The following is a 15,018-nucleotide window of genomic DNA, read 5'->3' as shown; positions in this document are numbered from 1 at the left end:
CGATCGCTCGAACGCTCTTGCCCGCCGCAACCAGGCAGGCGATCTCCTCGCGCTCTTGGAACGTCAGGTCCCGAGCCTGTGGCTGATTCACGATCGAGGGGACCACGCCACCCGCACGTGCTAACAGACGCTGTGCCGTCGGTCGAGACATCCCAGCCACAGCGCCCGCATCGACGACCGAGACACCAGCAGCGACCTGCTGCCAGAACACGCGCTGAACATAGACAGGAACGGGCGGACGACCCATCGCAAACACCTCGATCAGATCAAGGTGTTGCATTCACCCATTGAACCCGCCCCAGCGCCGAGCCTCGAAACCCGTCTTGTCGACCGACAACCCCGACCCACGCCGACTCTCGACCCACCGGGTTTCGAGGCTCAGGACTCCGTCCTCCACACCTCAACCAGCGTCCGCTTCACCCACGCTGGTTGAGGTGCGAGGCGCGCCAGCGCCGAGCCTCGAAACCCGTCTTGCCGACCGACGACCTCGACCCACGCCGACTCTCGGCTCACCGGGTTTCGAGGCTCAGGACTCCGTCCTTCACACCTCAACCAGCGTCCGAGGCTCAGGACTCCGTCCTTCACACCACAACCAGCGACCGGGCTCTGCTACTGGGTCACCCGGTAGGCGTCGAAGACGCCGGGGACGCCGCGGACGGCGCGCAGGACGTTGTCGAGGTGCTTGGCCTCGGCCATCTCGAAGGTGAACCGGCTCTTGGCCACGCGGTCGCGGGTGGTGGAGAGGTTGGCGCTGAGGATGTTCACGTGGGCGTCCGAGAGCACCATGGTGATGTCGGACAGCAGCCGGGCGCGGTCGAGGGCCTCGACCTGGATGTTGACCAGGAACGTCGACTGGCCGGTGGGCGCCCACTCCACCTCGAGCAGCTTCTCGGGCTGGGACTTCAGGCTGGCGGCGTTGGTGCAGTCCTGGCGGTGCACCGAGACTCCCCCGCCCTTGGTGACGAAGCCCAGGATCTGGTCGGGCGGCACCGGGGTGCAGCACTTGGCCAGCTTCACCCAGACGTCCGGGGCGCCCTTGACGATCACGCCCGCGTCGCCGGCGGAGCCGGTCCGGGCGGTGCCGCGCCGGCCCGTGATCGTGACGGCCTCGGCGAGGTCCTCCTGGGCGCTGTCGCTCCCGCCGTGCTCGTCGATGACCCGGCGTACGACGGCCTGCGCGGACAGGTTGCCCTCGCCGACAGCGGCGTACATCGCGGAGACGTCGGCGTGGTGGAAGTGCCGGGCCGCGAGCGTCAGCGACTCGTGGGACATCAGCCGCTTGAGGGGCAGTCCCTCCTTGCGCATGAGCTTGGCGATCTGCTCCTTGCCCTGCTCGATGGCCTCCTCGCGCCGCTCCTTGGTGAACCACTGGCGGATCTTGGAGCGCGCCCGCTGCGACTTCACGAAGGTCAGCCAGTCGCGCGACGGCGCGGCCGTCGGCGACTTGGAGGTGAATACCTCGACGACGTCGCCGTTCTCCAGCATCGACTCCAGCGGCACCAGCCGCCCGTTGACGCGGGCGCCGATGGTGCGGTGGCCGACCTCCGTGTGCACGGCGTACGCGAAGTCCACCGGCGTGGCGCCGGCCGGCAGCGCGATGACGTCACCGCGGGGGGTGAAGACGTAGGTCTCGGCGCGGTTGATCTCGAAGCGCAGCGACTCCAGGAACTCGCCCGGGTCCTCGACCTCGCTCTGCCAGTCGAGGAGCTGGCGCACCCACGTCATGTCGTCCATGTCGCCGGGGCGGTCGGTGTCGACGCCGGCGCGGCCGTCCTCCTTGTACTTCCAGTGCGCGGCGACGCCGTACTCGGCGCGGCGGTGCATGGCGAAGGTCCGGATCTGCAGCTCCACCGGCTTGCCCTGCGGGCCGATCACAGTGGTGTGCAGCGACTGGTACATGTTGAACTTCGGCATCGCGACGTAGTCCTTGAACCGCCCGAGGACGGGGTTCCAGCGCGAGTGGAGCACGCCGAGGACGCTGTAGCAGTCGCGGTCGTCCTCCACGAGGATGCGGATGCCGACCAGGTCGTAGATGTCGGAGAACTCGCGGCCGCCGACGATCATCTTCTGGTAGATCGAGTAGTAGTGCTTCGGCCGGCCGGTGACCTTGCACTTGATCTTGGCCTCGCGCAGGTCGTTCTCGACCTGGGCGATCACCTCGGCGAGGAACTGGTCGCGCGACGGCGCGCGCTCGGCGACCATCCGCACGATCTCGTCGTAGATCTTGGGGTGCAGGGTCGCGAACGCGAGGTCCTCGAGCTCCCACTTGAGGGTGTTCATGCCGAGGCGGTGGGCCAGCGGCGCGTAGATGTCGAGGGTCTCGCGGGCCTTGCGCTCCTGCGTCTCCTGCTTGACGTAGCGCAGGGTCCGCATGTTGTGGAGCCGGTCGGCGAGCTTGATCACGAGCACCCGGATGTCGCGCGACATCGCGACGATCATCTTGCGGATCGTCTCGGCCTCGGCGGTCTCGCCGTAGCGGACCTTGTCGAGCTTGGTCACGCCGTCGACGAGACGGGCGACCTCCTCGCCGAAGTCGGCGCGCACCTGCTCCAGCGTGTACGGCGTGTCCTCGACCGTGTCGTGCAGCAGCGACGCGACCAGCGTCGGCTCGGTCATGCCGATATCGGCGAGGATGGTGGTGACCGCGAGCGGGTGGGTGATGTAGGGGTCACCGCTCTTGCGCATCTGCGAGCCGTGCATCTTCTCGGCCGTCAGATAGGCGCGCTCCAGCAGCGCCAGGTCGGCCTTCGGGTGGTTGGCGCGCACCGAGCGGAAGAGCGGCTCGAGGACCGGGTTCCCGGGCTGGCTGCGGGTCCCCATCCGGGCGAGCCGGGCCCGCATGCTCCGCCCCGGCGGAGCGGCGTCGGAACGCTCGGCCGGTCGTGCGGGCGGACCGGTCCGCCCGGGCGGGGCGGTGCGTTCCTCGGTCACGCGGGCAAGCCTACGCGTCGCGTCAGACAGTCATCAGGCTGGTGACCGGAAGGTCGCCGACCGTCCGGCGTCCCGGCAGGAAGGAGAGCTCCATCAGGGTGGCGAAGCCGGTCACCGTCCCGCCGCAGCGCTCCACCAGCTCGCGGGTGGCTCGCGCGGTGCCACCGGTCGCGAGCACGTCGTCGACGAGGAGCACCCGATCGCCCGCGACGATCGCGTCGCGGTGCAGCTCGACCGTCGCCTCGCCGTACTCCAGGGAGTACGACGCCGCGTGGGTCTCACGCGGCAGCTTGCCGGCCTTGCGGACCGGGACGAAGCCCGCGCCCAGGGCGAGGGCGACCGGCGCAGCCAGGATGAAGCCGCGGGCCTCCATGCCGACGACCTTGTCGACGACGGTCTCGCCGTCGACTCGGCCGACGTCGGCCAGCGCCGCCACGACGGCCGTGAGCGCATCGTGGTCGGCGAGGACCGGGGTGATGTCCTTGAAGACGACGCCGGGCTCGGGGAAGTCGGGGACGTCGACGACGAGGCGCTCCAGCGCCGCCCGCGCGACCTCGGCCGCGGTCCCCGAGCCACCCGTCACTTCGGGCCGCGCTTGGACCGGGTCTGCCGCGTCGGCTGGACCCGACCCGACGCCCCGCTCTGACGCACCTCACCCTTGGCGGGAGGTACGACGCGGCCACGGCCGGACGCCTCCGGCGCCCGTGGCGGAGCGCTCGCCCGGGTGACCCGGATCTCCTCCTCGGCACCGTCCTCGAACTCGGGGTCGGACTCGTCCTGGACCGGCATGTCCTCGGCGAACACCGGAACGGTGGCGTAGCGGTCGGCGTTCGCCTTGGCCCGCGACCGCGCACGCTTGTCCGCGAGCTGGATCGCCGACTCGCGGCCCTTGAGGTGCACCAGGACGCGCGGCGCGAGCAGCACCGAGGAGTAGATGCCGACGGCCATGCCGACGAACTGCGCCAGCGCGAGGTCCTGCAGCGAGCTCGCACCCAGCTGGACGGCGCTGACGTAGAGGATCGCGCCGATCGGGATCAGCGCCACGATGCCGGTGTTGATCGAGCGGACCAGGGTCTGGTTGACGGCCAGGTTGGCGGCCTCGGCGTACGTCTCGCCGGACTTGCGCAGCTCGTGGGTGTTCTCGCGGATCTTGTCGAAGACGACCACGGTGTCGTACAGCGAGAAGCCCAGGATGGCGAGCAGACCGGTGACGGCCGACGGCGTGACCGGGAACCCGGAGAGGGCGTAGATGCCGACCGTGATGATGATGTCGTGGAAGAGCGCGACCATCGCCGCGATGGACATCTTCCACTCGCGGAAGTAGCCCCAGATGAAGAGCATGACCAGGACGAGGAAGACGGCGACGCCGGTGAGCGCCTGCTGGGCGACCTCGCGGCCCCAGCTGGCGCCGATCTCGGTCTGCGACAGGTCGGTGGTCTCCGGGACCGTCTCCTGGATGACCTCGCCGATCCGGTCGCTCGCGGCGTCGGAGACCTCACCGACCTCGACGACGATCGCCGAGGTGCCCTCGGTGGTCACCGTCGGGCTGTCGACGCCCTCGATGTCCTCGTCGACGATCGCCTCGCGGACCGCGTCGGCGTTGTCCTGGGTGACCTGCGCGGCCGGCATCGACGCCCGGACCTGGGTACCACCGGTGAACTCGACTCCGAAGTTCATCCCCTTGATGAAGATGACGGCGAGCGAGGCGAGCACCGCGACGGCGGTGATGGAGTACCAGAGGCCGCGACGGCCGACGAAGTCGATCGACCGCTGGCCGCCGTAGAGCGCGTTGCCGTAGCGCGAGAACTTGCCCATCAGGCCTTGCCTCCTGCCGGGACAGCGTCCATGCCGAGCGTCTCCTTGCTCAGGCCGGACAGCTTCCCACCACCATTGAAGAACTTGAACCGTGCGAGGTACGACACCAGCGGCTTGGTGAACCAGAAGAGCACCGCGAGGTCGATCAGCGTCGAGAGGCCCAGCGCGAAGCCGAAGCCCTTCACCACGCCGGTCGCGAAGATGTAGAGGACGGCCGCCGAGAGCAGCGAGACCACGTTGGCCGCGAGCCGCGTGACCTTGGCCCGCTTCCAGCCCGTCTCGACCGCGACCCGCATCGACTTGCCCTCACGCATCTCGTCCCGGATGCGTTCGAAGAAGAGGATGAACGAGTCGGCGGTGACACCCACCGCGATGATGAACCCGGCGATGCCGGGCAGGGTCAGGGTGAAGCCGGCGGTCTCGCTGAGCAGCAGGACCATCGCGTAGCTGATCGCCGCGGCGACACCGAGCGAGCCGAACACCACCAGGCCGAGGCCGCGGTAGTAGAGCAGGCAGTAGAGCATCACCAGTCCGAGACCGATGGCGCCCGCCCACAGACCCGCGCTGAGCTGGTCGCCGGCGAGCGACGGGCCGATGTCCTCGACCGTGACGTCGCGGTCGAAGGCGATCGGCAGCGCGCCGAACCGGAGGCTGGTGGCGAGGCTGTCGGCCTCGGCCTCGGTGAAGTCACCGGAGATCTGCGCCTCGCCGTTGGGGATCACGCCGTCGAAGCCGAGGGCGGTGACGACCTGGCCGTCGAGGACGATGGCGAAGCGCTGCTCGGTCGGGAGGAGCGCACGCGAGACCTGCTCGAACGCGTTCTCACCGGCGCCGCCGATCGACAGGGTCACGACCCAGCCGGTGCCCTGCTGCGGCGTGCCGTAGCTGGCGTCCTTGAGGTCGGTGCCCTCGACCACGGCGGCCGAGAGCAGCATCTTCTCGGTCGTGCCCGTCTCCTCGTCGTACTCGCACGAGACGATCGGACGGTCGGGGTCGTCGACCAGCACGGCCGGGGTCCCGTCCGTGGGACAGGTGAAGGCGTTGAACGCGTCGACCGAGGCCTGGTCGGGGCTGTTCTGCCACGCCAGGAGCTCCTCGGTGGCGCCGGCCTTGGGGCCCTGGTAGTCGACGACCTGCGGGGTCGGGGGCGCGGACGTCCCCGGCTCGGCCGGCGTGCCCTCGGGGGACTCGGCGGGCGACTCGGCGGGGGTCTCGGCCGGAGCGGTCGGGCTCGCGGCGTCCGTGGGGGCCGCGGTCTCGTCGGCCTGCGCGAAGCCGACGGGCGGACGGTTGCTGCCCGAGGGCGCCTCGGTGCCGCCCGGCGTGCCCTCGGACGGGACCTCCACGCCCGGGGACGTGGTGCCCGGGTCGAGGACCGACCCGTCGCCGGCGCCGGGGGCACCGGCGGCGCAGGCGCCGTCCCGGTCCGAACAGGCGACCAGGCGGAACCGCAGCTGCGCCTGACGCTTGACCGTCTCCTCCAGCTGGCGGCGGTTCTCGACGTCGCCGGGGACCTCGACAACGACGAACTTGCCGCCCTGGACCGTCACGTCGGCCTCGGCGACACCGGAGCCGTTGACGCGCTGGTCGATGATCTTGCGGGCCTCTTCGAGGCTGTCGCTGTCGGGACTGCCCTGGGCCTGCAGGGTGATCCGGGCACCGCCCTCGAGGTCGAGACCCAGAGCGGGCTTCCAGCTGCCGGCGAGGGCCACCAGGCCGTAGAGGATCGCCAGGCCCAGGAAGAACACCACCAGGGTGCGCCCCGCGTGGGCTGCGGACGAACGTGCCATGTCAGTTCTCCTCGGGCTCGTCGTCGACGAGCGGCTGCTGGATGATCGAGCCGACAGCGCCGCGAGCGACCTTGATGGTCACCCCTTCGGCGATCTCGACCCGGAGGTGGTCGTCGGCGATCTCCGCCACGTGCGCGAAGACGCCCGAGGTCAGCATGACCTCGTCCCCGACGGACAACGAACCTTGCATGGTGCGAAGTTCCCGCTGGCGCCGACTGGCCGGTCGGATGATGAGCAGCCAGAACAACAGCGCGATGGCAACGATCGGCAGCAAGCCGGCGAACTCCGACACGAGGGGACCTCTCGAAAGACGACGTGGGGTCTCCCAGCCCCACATGGGCGGGCCGACCGACGGGCAAGCATAACGGGGGTCAGCACGGCAGGCGGCATTACGGCGCCCCGTACCGACGGGCGGTCCCCGGTCAGTCGTCGAAGAGGGTGCCGTCGACCGGCGTGACGGGCGGCGGGGTCAGGCCGAGGTGCGCCCAGGCGGCCGGTGTCGCGATGCGGCCGCGGGGGGTCCGGGCGAGGAATCCCAGCCGGACCAGGAACGGCTCCGCGACCTCCTCGACGGTCTCCCGCTCCTCCCCCACGGCGACGGCCAGCGTGGAGACGCCGACCGGTCCGCCGCCAAAACGGCGGCACAGGACGTCGATGACGGCCCGGTCCAGACGGTCCAGGCCGAGCTGGTCCACCTCGTAGAGATCCAGCGCCGCCTCGGCGACACCGAGGGTGACGACCCCGTCGGCGCGCACCTGGGCGTAGTCGCGGACCCGGCGCAGCAGCCGGTTCGCGATCCGGGGCGTGCCGCGCGACCGGCTGGCGATCTCGGCGGCGCCGTCGGCGCGCAGCTCGACGCCGAGCAGGCCCGCCGAGCGGTGCACGATCAGGTCGAGCTCGGCCGGCTCGTAGAACTCCAGGTGACCGGTGAAGCCGAACCGGTCGCGCAGCGGTCCCGGGAGCAGCCCGGCTCGAGTGGTCGCGCCGACCAGGGTGAACGGCGGGATCTCCAGCGGGATGGCAGTGGCGCCCGGTCCCTTGCCGATGATGACGTCGACGCGGAAGTCCTCCATCGCCATGTAGAGCATCTCCTCGGCCGGGCGCGACATCCGGTGGATCTCGTCGACGAAGAGCACCTCCCCCTCGTTCATGCCGGAGAGGATCGCGGCGAGGTCGCCGGCGTGCGTGATGGCCGGGCCGCTGGTCAGCCGCAGCGGGGCCGCCATCTCGGCGGCGATGATCATGGCGAGGGTGGTCTTGCCCAGTCCCGGCGGTCCCGACAGCAGCACGTGGTCGGGTGCCCGGCCACGCTGGCGGGCCGCCTCGAGGACCAGACCCAGCTGGGCACGGACCCGCGCCTGCCCGACCACCTCGTCGAGCGTCTTGGGCCGCAGCGCCGCCTCGACCGCGCGCTCGTCACCCTCGGCCTCGGCGGCGGTCAGCGAGCGCAGGTGCCCTGCCTCGGCCTCCTCCAACTCGTCCTCGTGGAACGGCACGTTCTAGGCCTTGCTCAGCGAGCGCAGCGCGGCCCGGAGCAGCGCCGCGACGTCGGGGGTCTCGCCCGCGTCGGGCGCGACCGTCTCGATCGCCTTGTCGGCGTCCTTGGCCGACCACCCCAGGCCGACCAGGCCCTGCTGGACCTGCTCGCGCCACGGCTCGGCGGCGACCGGCCTCGGCGTACCGCTGCCGACCGGGGCGCCGATCCGGTCCTTGAGCTCGAGGATGATCCGCTGCGCGCCCTTCTGGCCGATGCCGGGCACCTTGGTCAGGGCCTTCACGTCCTCGGCCGCGATCGCCCGGCGCAGGTCGTCCGGACTGAGTACGGCGACCATCGCCTGGGCGACCTTCGGCCCCACGCCCGAGGCGGTCTGCACGAGCTCGAAGGTCTGCTTCTCGTCCTCGTCGACGAACCCGAAGAGCGTCATGGAGTCCTCGCGGACCACCATGGACGTGGCCAGCGTGGCCTTCGAGCCGGGGCGCAGCGTGGCGAGCGTGCCGGGGGTGCACATCAGCTCCAGGCCGACGCCGCCGACCTCCAGCACGGCGCTGGACAGGGTGAGCGCGGCGACCTCGCCGCGGACGAAGGCGATCATCTACCTCTTCCTTCCGGCGGCCGCGAGGGCCGCGTCGATGCGGGCCTGCGCGCCGCCTCGCCAGATGTGGGTGATGGCCAGCGCCAGGGCGTCGGCCGCGTCGGCGGGCTTGGGCGGAGCGTCGAGCCGCAGGATGCGGGTCACCATGGCGCCGACCTGCTGCTTGTTCGCCCGGCCGTTGCCCGAGACCGCGGCCTTGACCTCGCTGGGGGTGTGCAGCGCGATCGGCAGCCCGCGACGCGCGGCGCAGACCATGGCGATGCCGCTCGCCTGCGCGGTGCCCATCACGGTGCTGACGTCCGAGCGGGCGAAGACCCGCTCGACCGCCACCGCGTCGGGGGCGAACTCGTCGAGCCAGGCGTCGACGCCCTTCTCGATCGTCACCAGCCGGTGCGCCACGGGTACGTCGGCCGAGGTGCGCAGCACGTTGACGTCGACCAGGCTCAGCGGCCGCCCGACCGAGCCCTCGACCACGCCCATCCCGCAGCGGGTCAGGCCGGGATCGATCCCGAGCACTCGCATCGCGTCGCCTTCCGTCCGAACAGGTGTTCGGAGACAACGCTACTCGGGGGGCCGTCCGTTCGTCCGCAGGACACGCCCGATCAAGCGTCCAGCGACTCCAGCACCTCGTCGGGGATGTCGGCGTTGGTGAACACGTTCTGGACGTCGTCGAGGTCGTCGACGGCGTCCACGAGACGGAAGACCTTGCCGGCGACCTCGGGCTCGCCGACTGGGATGTCCATGGTCGCGACGAACAGGATGTCGGCGGAGTCGTAGTCGATGGCGGCCGCCTGCAGCGCCGTACGCACGGCGACGACGTCACCGGGCTCGGACTGCACCTCGAAGCTCTCGCCCAGGTCGCTGACGTCCTCGGCGCCGGCGTCGAGGGTCGCCTCGAGGACGTCGTCCTCGGAGATCTCCACGCTCGCGCCGCCGCGCTCCTGGCTCTTGCCGACCACCACGACGCCCTTGCGGGTGAACAGGCGGGAGACCGACCCGGGGTCGGCCATCGTGCCGCCGTTGCGGGTCACGGCAGTGCGGACCTCCATCGCGGCCCGGTTTCGGTTGTCGGTGAGGCACTCGACCAGCAGCGCGACGCCCTGGGGGCCGTAGACCTCGTACATGATCGTCTCGTAGTCGACGCCGCCGCCATCGAGACCACCACCGCGCTTGACCGCGGAGTCGATGTTCTTGTTGGGGACCGACTGCTTCTTCGCCTTCTGGATGGCGTCGTACAGGGTCGGGTTGCCGGAGGGGTCGGGGCCACCCATCTTCGCGGCGATCTCGATGTTCTTGATCAGCTTGGCGAACAGCTTGCCGCGCTTCGCGTCGATCGCGGCCTTCTTGTGCTTCGTGGTCGCCCACTTGGAGTGGCCAGACATACGTCCCTCTTCTTCTCAGCTCCGGACCAGATCCACGAACAGGCGGTGGACCCGGGCGTCGCCACCCACCTCGGGATGGAACGACGTCGCCATCAGCGAACCCTGACGGACCGCCACCACCCTACCGGCGGCCTCGCCGCGCTCGACACGAGAGAGCACCTCCACCCCGGGCCCGGTCTCCTCCACCCACGGGGCGCGGATGAACACGGCGTGCACCGGCGCGTCGAGCCCGGCCATGGCCAGCGGCCCCTCGAAGGAGTCGACCTGGCGGCCGAAGGCGTTGCGACGCACGGTGATGTCGAGCCCGCCGACCGTCTCCTGGTCGGAGGTGCCGTCGAGCACGCGGTCGGCGAGCAGGATCATCCCGGCGCAGGTGCCGAAGGTCGGCATGCCCGCCTCGACCCGCTTGCGCAGCGGGTCGAGCAGCTCGAAGATCCGGGCCAGCTTGGCCATCGTCGTCGACTCGCCGCCGGGGATCACCAGGCCGTCGCACGCGTCGAGCTCGCCGGGGCGGCGTACGGCGATCGCCTGGACGTCGAGGGAGGCCAGCGCCGCGAGGTGCTCGCGGACGTCGCCCTGGAGGGCGAGTACGCCGACGGTCGGGGTCATGCGGCGTACTACCAGCCGCGCTCGGCGAGCCGGTGCGGCTGCGGGATCTCGTCGACGTTGATGCCGACCATCGCCTCGCCCAGACCGCGGGAGACCTTGGCGACCACGTCGGGGTCGTCGAAGAAGGTCGTCGCCTTCACGATCGCCTCGGCCCGCTGCGCGGGGTTGCCGGACTTGAAGATGCCCGAGCCCACGAACACGCCCTCGGCGCCGAGCTGCATCATCATCGCCGCGTCGGCCGGGGTCGCGATGCCACCCGCGGTGAACAGCACCACGGGGAGCTTGCCGGCCTCGGCGACCTCCTTGACCAGGTCGTACGGCGCCTGCAGCTCCTTGGCCGCGACGTACAGCTCGTCGGCCTCCAGCGCGCCCAGCCGGCGGATCTCGCGACGGATGGTGCGCATGTGGGTGACCGCGTTGGAGACGTCCCCGGTGCCGGCCTCGCCCTTGGAGCGGATCATCGCCGCGCCCTCGGTGATCCGGCGCAGCGCCTCGCCCAGGTTGGTCGCGCCGCACACGAACGGCACGGTGTAGGCCCACTTGTCGATGTGGTTCGCGTAGTCGGCCGGGGTCAGCACCTCGGACTCGTCGATGTAGTCGACCCCGAGGCTCTGCAGCACCTGCGCCTCGGCGAAGTGGCCGATGCGCGCCTTGGCCATCACCGGGATCGAGACGGTGTCGATGATCCCGTCGATCATGTCCGGGTCGCTCATCCGCGACACGCCACCCTGCGCCCGGATGTCGGCCGGCACCCGCTCCAGCGCCATCACCGCGACCGCGCCGGCGTCTTCGGCGATCTTCGCCTGCTCGGGCGTGACGACGTCCATGATGACGCCCCCCTTGAGCATCTCGGCCATGCCGCGCTTCACGCGCGAGGTGCCGCGGATCTCGGAGGTGTCGAAGGAGTCGTCAGGGGTGCTCTCAGCCATACCCGGATCGTACGGCGGATCGAGGACGCCGCCGATTGAGCGTGGTGCTTACGAGACGGGGCCGGCCGCGACCTCGGCGAGGGCCTGCTTGCGCACGACCCAGACCCGCTGGACGACCGTCACCGTGCTGGCGATGGCGAGAGCCCACAGGACGACGTACAGCAGGATCGGCAGGTCGAAGATGGCGCTGAGACCGGTCATCACCAGGATCGCCACCAGCCGGTCGGCGCGCTCGGCGATGCCGACCTTGGCCTGGAAGCCGAGGCCCTCGGCCTTGGCGCGGGCGTACGAGGTGACCGCACCCATCAGCAGGCAGACCAGGCAGAGCACCAGGTAGAGAGTGCTGTCACCGGGGCCGGCGAAGTAGAGCGAGAGGCCGATGAAGATCGCGCCGTCGCCGATCCGGTCCAGCGTGGAGTCCAGGAATGCCCCGAACTTGCTGCTCTTGCCCTGCGAGCGGGCCATGTAGCCGTCGATCAGGTCGCTGAAGACGAAGGCGGTCGCGACCAGCACCCCGGTGAGCAGCATCCCCTGGGGGAAGAAGATCAGGGCGCCGGCGCTCAGGCCGAGCGTGCCGACGAGCGTGACGACGTCGGCGCTCACGCCCATCCGGATGAGCAGGTGGGCGATCGGCGAGATGACCTTCGTCCAGAAGGCACGGAAACGTTCCATCATGTCGGGAGCAGGCTAGCGGGCGAGGAGCGCGGCGCAGACCTCGGCCACGGCGGTCGGCGCGCCCGCGACGTACCACTCGACGCCGGCGGCCTCAACCCGGCGCGTCGTACCACCTGCTCCGCGGATGATCGCGGCACCGGGCAGCTCGTCCCACGACGGCACGGAGTGCTGGCACAGCACCTGCAGGCGGCCCTGGGCGACGGTCATCGCGTCCATCGTCCCGGAGCCGAGCATCCGCACGGTCGCGGCGCCGTTGGCCATCCGGCCGAACGCGTCGCCCACCTCGCCGCCGAAGAACGGCGGGTGGAGGTACGTCGTCAGGCAGGACTCGGCCAGCGGGCGGTCGGGGAGCGGCTCCATCGGTACGCCGTCGACGGTCGGGGTGAACTTCGGGCCGCCGACGTACGTCGTACCGCTCGCGGGGTGGTGGACGGCGCCGAGCACCAGGTCGTCGCCGTCGATGAGGGCGACGGCCGAGCACCACCAGTCGAGCCCGGCGACGAAGTTGTAGGTCCCGTCGACGGGGTCGATGACCCAGGTCCGGCCGCTGGTACCGGTGTGGTCGGTCCCCTCCTCGCCGAGGATCGAGTCGTCGGGGCGCTCGGCGCGCAGGCGCTCGACGATCAGCGCCTCGGCGGCGCGGTCGGCGGCGGTGACCACGTCGGAGATCGACGTCTTCCGCTCCGCGGAGAGGCCCTCCGCGCGCATCCGCTGCGCCAGCCGGCCGGCGTCGCGGACCAGGCCGGTCGCCAGCTCGGCGTCGTCCCGGTTCACGCGGGCCAGGCCTCGGCGAACAGCTGGCGGGTCTCGCCGAGCAGCTCGGGAAGTGTCTTGGTGCGGCCGATGATCGGCATGAAGTTCTGGTCGCCGGGCCAGCGCGGTACGACGTGCTGGTGCAGGTGGGCCGCGATGCCCGCGCCGGCGATGTGCCCCTGGTTCATGCCGATGTTGAAGCCACCGGCCGCGGAGACCTTGCGGACCACCCGCATCGCGGTCCGCGTGAGGTCGGCGATCTCGGCCGCCTCCTCGTCCGTCGTCTCGGTGTAGTCGGCGATGTGACGGTAGGGGCAGACCATCAGATGTCCCGGCGCGTACGGGTAGAGATTGAGCACCACGAACGCCAGCTCGCCCCGGTGCACGACCAGACCGTCCTCGTCGCTCAGCTTCGGGACCCGGCAGAACGGGCACTCCCCCGACGACTCGTCGGTGGGCTTGTTCTCCCCGCGGATGTAGGCCATCCGATGGGGCGTCCAGAGCCGGTCGAGCTCGTCGTGGTCACCGATGCCGTCCTGACGCAGCGGCTCGTCGGGCAGGCTCATGCCTCAACCCTAGGGGTCGCCCTCCCCACCCTCGCCGACGGCTGCCCGTGAGCGGGACCTCCGGCGCCCCTGACACGCCGGGCCACCACCACGGACCGCGACCCTGCGCGAAGCGCACCCGCACCACCGACGTCCTGGCCGCCGCTGGTTGAGGCGCGAAGGACGAAGTCCGGGCCGTCCCGCTGGTTGAGGTGCGAAGGACGAAGGCGGGTTCAATGGGTGAGTGCAACACCTTGATCTGATCGAGGTGTTTGCGATGGGTCGTCCGCCCGTTCCTGTCCATGTTCAGCGCGTGTTCTGGCAGCAGGTCGCTGCTGGTGTCTCGGTCGTCGGCGCCGGTGCTGTGGCTGGGATATCTCGACCGACGGCACAGCGTCTGTTCGCACGTGCGGGTGGCGTGGTCCCCTCGATCGTGAATCAGCCACAGGCTCGGGACCTGACGTTCCAAGAGCGCGAGGAGATCGCCTGCCTGGTTGCGGCGGGCAAGAGCGTTCGAGCGATCGGCCGGGCGCTGGGTCGTGATCCGGGCACGATCAGCCGTGAGCTGCGCCGTAACGCTGGCAGCAAGGGTCTCTACCGAGCCAGCACGGCCCAGCAGAAGGCCGACGCGGCTGCACGGCGCCCGAAACCGGCGAAGCTGGCCACGAACCTGCGCCTACGTCGCCAGGTCCAGGCCTGGTTGGGTGAGAATCACAGCCCCGAGCAGATCGCTGCCCGGCTCCGTCACGACTTCCCCGACGATCCGGAGATGTGGGTGTCGCACGAGACGATCTATCAGTCGCTCTACGTCCAGGGCCGTGGCGCGCTGCGGCGCGAGCTGACCACCTCACTGCGTACCGGACGGGCGATGCGCCGCCCCCGCAAACAGGCCCAGACACGCAACAGTCGGCGTGGTGGTGAGCGGATCAAGGACATGGTCATGATCAGCGAACGCCCCGCTGAGGTCGAAGACCGTGCCGTGCCGGGTCACTGGGAAGGCGACCTGATCACCGGTGCTGAGAACAAGTCCGCGATCGGGACCCTGGTCGAGCCCACCACCCGGTTCGTGATCCTGCTCCACCTGCCCGACATCGGTCCCGGCAGCCACGGCGCGCTCGCGGTCCAACACGCGATGCTCACCGCCATGGCCGACCTGCCCACGTTCCTGCGCAAGTCACTGACGTGGGACCAGGGCATCGAGATGGCCAACCACGCCAAGATCACCGAGGCCACCGGCCTGGACATCTACTTCTGCGACCCCGCCTCACCCTGGCAACGCGGCACCAACGAGAACACCAACGGCCTCCTGCGCCAGTACTTCCCCAAGAGCACCGACCTGTCCTTCCACGGCCCCGGGATGCTCGAACGAGTCGCGATCGAAATGAACAACCGACCCCGCAAAACCCTCGGCTGGAAGAACCCAGCCGAAGCCCTCGACGAACTACTCTCCCAACACGACATCAACCCCGGTGTTGCACCGACCGGTTGAATCCGCC

The 15,018-nt window shown here is 70.4% G+C and carries 15 protein-coding genes and 1 pseudogene; 1 reads left to right on the top strand and 15 read right to left on the bottom strand.

The genetic code is table 11. The annotated features are described in order from the left end of the window. The 15 genes and pseudogenes from VMF51_RS03675 to VMF51_RS03605 all read right to left on the bottom strand — a co-directional run. Positions 1 to 280 (bottom strand): annotated as a pseudogene (locus VMF51_RS03675) (helix-turn-helix domain-containing protein); the annotation flags it as partial. A 329-nt stretch (positions 281 to 609) separates the two neighbouring features. Further along, positions 610 to 2,841, bottom strand: a complete 2,232-nt coding sequence (locus tag VMF51_RS03670) for a bifunctional (p)ppGpp synthetase/guanosine-3',5'-bis(diphosphate) 3'-pyrophosphohydrolase (protein WP_325473045.1) — start codon at positions 2,839 to 2,841, stop codon at positions 610 to 612. Positions 2,842 to 2,953: 112 nt separating this feature from the next. Continuing rightward, positions 2,954 to 3,514 carry an adenine phosphoribosyltransferase gene (locus VMF51_RS03665; protein WP_414689438.1) on the bottom strand — a complete coding sequence of 187 codons (561 nt, stop codon included), beginning with the start codon at positions 3,512 to 3,514 and terminating at the stop codon, positions 2,954 to 2,956. Next, positions 3,511 to 4,746, bottom strand: coding sequence for a protein translocase subunit SecF (gene secF, locus VMF51_RS03660; RefSeq protein ID WP_325473041.1), 1,236 nt, complete (start codon positions 4,744 to 4,746; stop codon positions 3,511 to 3,513). Before secF ends, VMF51_RS03665 begins: the two co-directional genes overlap by 4 nt. Next, the gene (secD, locus tag VMF51_RS03655) at positions 4,746 to 6,536 is read right to left on the bottom strand and encodes a protein translocase subunit SecD (RefSeq protein ID WP_325473040.1); all 1,791 of its coding nucleotides are present in this window, start codon (positions 6,534 to 6,536) and stop codon (positions 4,746 to 4,748) included. Before secD ends, secF begins: the two co-directional genes overlap by 1 nt. A 1-nt stretch (position 6,537) precedes the next feature. After that, positions 6,538 to 6,828 (bottom strand): preprotein translocase subunit YajC, encoded by a 291-nt coding sequence (yajC, locus tag VMF51_RS03650; protein ID WP_325473039.1) that lies wholly within the window; start codon positions 6,826 to 6,828, stop codon positions 6,538 to 6,540. Positions 6,829 to 6,958: 130 nt separating this feature from the next. Then, the gene (gene ruvB, locus VMF51_RS03645; protein ID WP_325473038.1) at positions 6,959 to 8,032 is read right to left on the bottom strand and encodes a Holliday junction branch migration DNA helicase RuvB; all 1,074 of its coding nucleotides are present in this window, start codon (positions 8,030 to 8,032) and stop codon (positions 6,959 to 6,961) included. A 3-nt stretch (positions 8,033 to 8,035) separates the two neighbouring features. Further along, on the bottom strand, positions 8,036 to 8,629 hold the full coding sequence (gene ruvA, locus VMF51_RS03640; protein WP_325473037.1) for a Holliday junction branch migration protein RuvA: 594 nt from the start codon (positions 8,627 to 8,629) through the stop codon (positions 8,036 to 8,038). Further along, complete coding sequence (ruvC, locus tag VMF51_RS03635) at positions 8,630 to 9,151, bottom strand: crossover junction endodeoxyribonuclease RuvC (protein WP_325473036.1); 522 nt, start codon at positions 9,149 to 9,151, stop codon at positions 8,630 to 8,632. 80 nt (positions 9,152 to 9,231) lie between these two features. Beyond that, positions 9,232 to 10,011, bottom strand: a complete 780-nt coding sequence (locus VMF51_RS03630) for a YebC/PmpR family DNA-binding transcriptional regulator (RefSeq protein WP_325473035.1) — start codon at positions 10,009 to 10,011, stop codon at positions 9,232 to 9,234. Between the two features lie 15 nt (positions 10,012 to 10,026). Beyond that, positions 10,027 to 10,620 (bottom strand): pyridoxal 5'-phosphate synthase glutaminase subunit PdxT, encoded by a 594-nt coding sequence (gene pdxT, locus VMF51_RS03625; RefSeq protein WP_325473034.1) that lies wholly within the window; start codon positions 10,618 to 10,620, stop codon positions 10,027 to 10,029. Between the two features lie 8 nt (positions 10,621 to 10,628). Then, positions 10,629 to 11,549, bottom strand: a complete 921-nt coding sequence (pdxS, locus tag VMF51_RS03620; RefSeq protein ID WP_325473033.1) for a pyridoxal 5'-phosphate synthase lyase subunit PdxS — start codon at positions 11,547 to 11,549, stop codon at positions 10,629 to 10,631. 48 nt (positions 11,550 to 11,597) lie between these two features. Continuing rightward, positions 11,598 to 12,224 (bottom strand): phosphatidylinositol phosphate synthase, encoded by a 627-nt coding sequence (gene pgsA / locus VMF51_RS03615; RefSeq protein ID WP_325473032.1) that lies wholly within the window; start codon positions 12,222 to 12,224, stop codon positions 11,598 to 11,600. A gap of 12 nt (positions 12,225 to 12,236) precedes the next feature. Then, positions 12,237 to 12,998, bottom strand: coding sequence for an inositol monophosphatase family protein (locus VMF51_RS03610; RefSeq protein ID WP_325473031.1), 762 nt, complete (start codon positions 12,996 to 12,998; stop codon positions 12,237 to 12,239). After that, a complete protein-coding gene (locus VMF51_RS03605; protein ID WP_325473030.1) occupies positions 12,995 to 13,543 on the bottom strand; it encodes an HIT domain-containing protein in 549 nt (182 codons plus the stop codon). The genes VMF51_RS03610 and VMF51_RS03605 overlap by 4 nt, the downstream gene beginning before the upstream one ends. Positions 13,544 to 13,799: 256 nt before the next feature. On the opposite strand from VMF51_RS03605, the gene VMF51_RS03600 reads away from it, so the two are divergent. Further along, complete coding sequence (locus VMF51_RS03600) at positions 13,800 to 15,011, top strand: IS30 family transposase (protein WP_414689439.1); 1,212 nt, start codon at positions 13,800 to 13,802, stop codon at positions 15,009 to 15,011. Positions 15,012 to 15,018: the final 7 nt, after the last annotated feature.

The organism is Nocardioides sp. (assembly GCF_035503875.1).
In the GTDB taxonomy this organism is placed as follows: Bacteria; Actinomycetota; Actinomycetes; order Propionibacteriales; family Nocardioidaceae; genus Nocardioides.
The sequence above is the reverse complement of the archived record's forward strand: the minus strand, read 5'-3'. Positions and strand labels throughout refer to the sequence as shown.

Excerpts from the sequence above, each read along its gene's own strand:
- VMF51_RS03670 (WP_325473045.1), bottom strand. The coding sequence starts at position 2,841 with ATGCGGGCCCGGCTCGCCCGGATGGGGACCCGCAGCCAGCCCGGGAAC.
- secF (WP_325473041.1), bottom strand. The coding sequence starts at position 4,746 with ATGGGCAAGTTCTCGCGCTACGGCAACGCGCTCTACGGCGGCCAGCGG.
- secD (WP_325473040.1), bottom strand. The coding sequence starts at position 6,536 with ATGGCACGTTCGTCCGCAGCCCACGCGGGGCGCACCCTGGTGGTGTTC.
- ruvA (WP_325473037.1), bottom strand. The coding sequence starts at position 8,629 with ATGATCGCCTTCGTCCGCGGCGAGGTCGCCGCGCTCACCCTGTCCAGC.
- ruvC (WP_325473036.1), bottom strand. The coding sequence starts at position 9,151 with ATGCGAGTGCTCGGGATCGATCCCGGCCTGACCCGCTGCGGGATGGGC.
- VMF51_RS03630 (WP_325473035.1), bottom strand. The coding sequence starts at position 10,011 with ATGTCTGGCCACTCCAAGTGGGCGACCACGAAGCACAAGAAGGCCGCG.
- pdxT (WP_325473034.1), bottom strand. The coding sequence starts at position 10,620 with ATGACCCCGACCGTCGGCGTACTCGCCCTCCAGGGCGACGTCCGCGAG.
- pdxS (WP_325473033.1), bottom strand. The coding sequence starts at position 11,549 with ATGGCTGAGAGCACCCCTGACGACTCCTTCGACACCTCCGAGATCCGC.
- pgsA (WP_325473032.1), bottom strand. The coding sequence starts at position 12,224 with ATGATGGAACGTTTCCGTGCCTTCTGGACGAAGGTCATCTCGCCGATC.
- VMF51_RS03605 (WP_325473030.1), bottom strand. The coding sequence starts at position 13,543 with ATGAGCCTGCCCGACGAGCCGCTGCGTCAGGACGGCATCGGTGACCAC.
- VMF51_RS03600 (WP_414689439.1), top strand. The coding sequence starts at position 13,800 with ATGGGTCGTCCGCCCGTTCCTGTCCATGTTCAGCGCGTGTTCTGGCAG.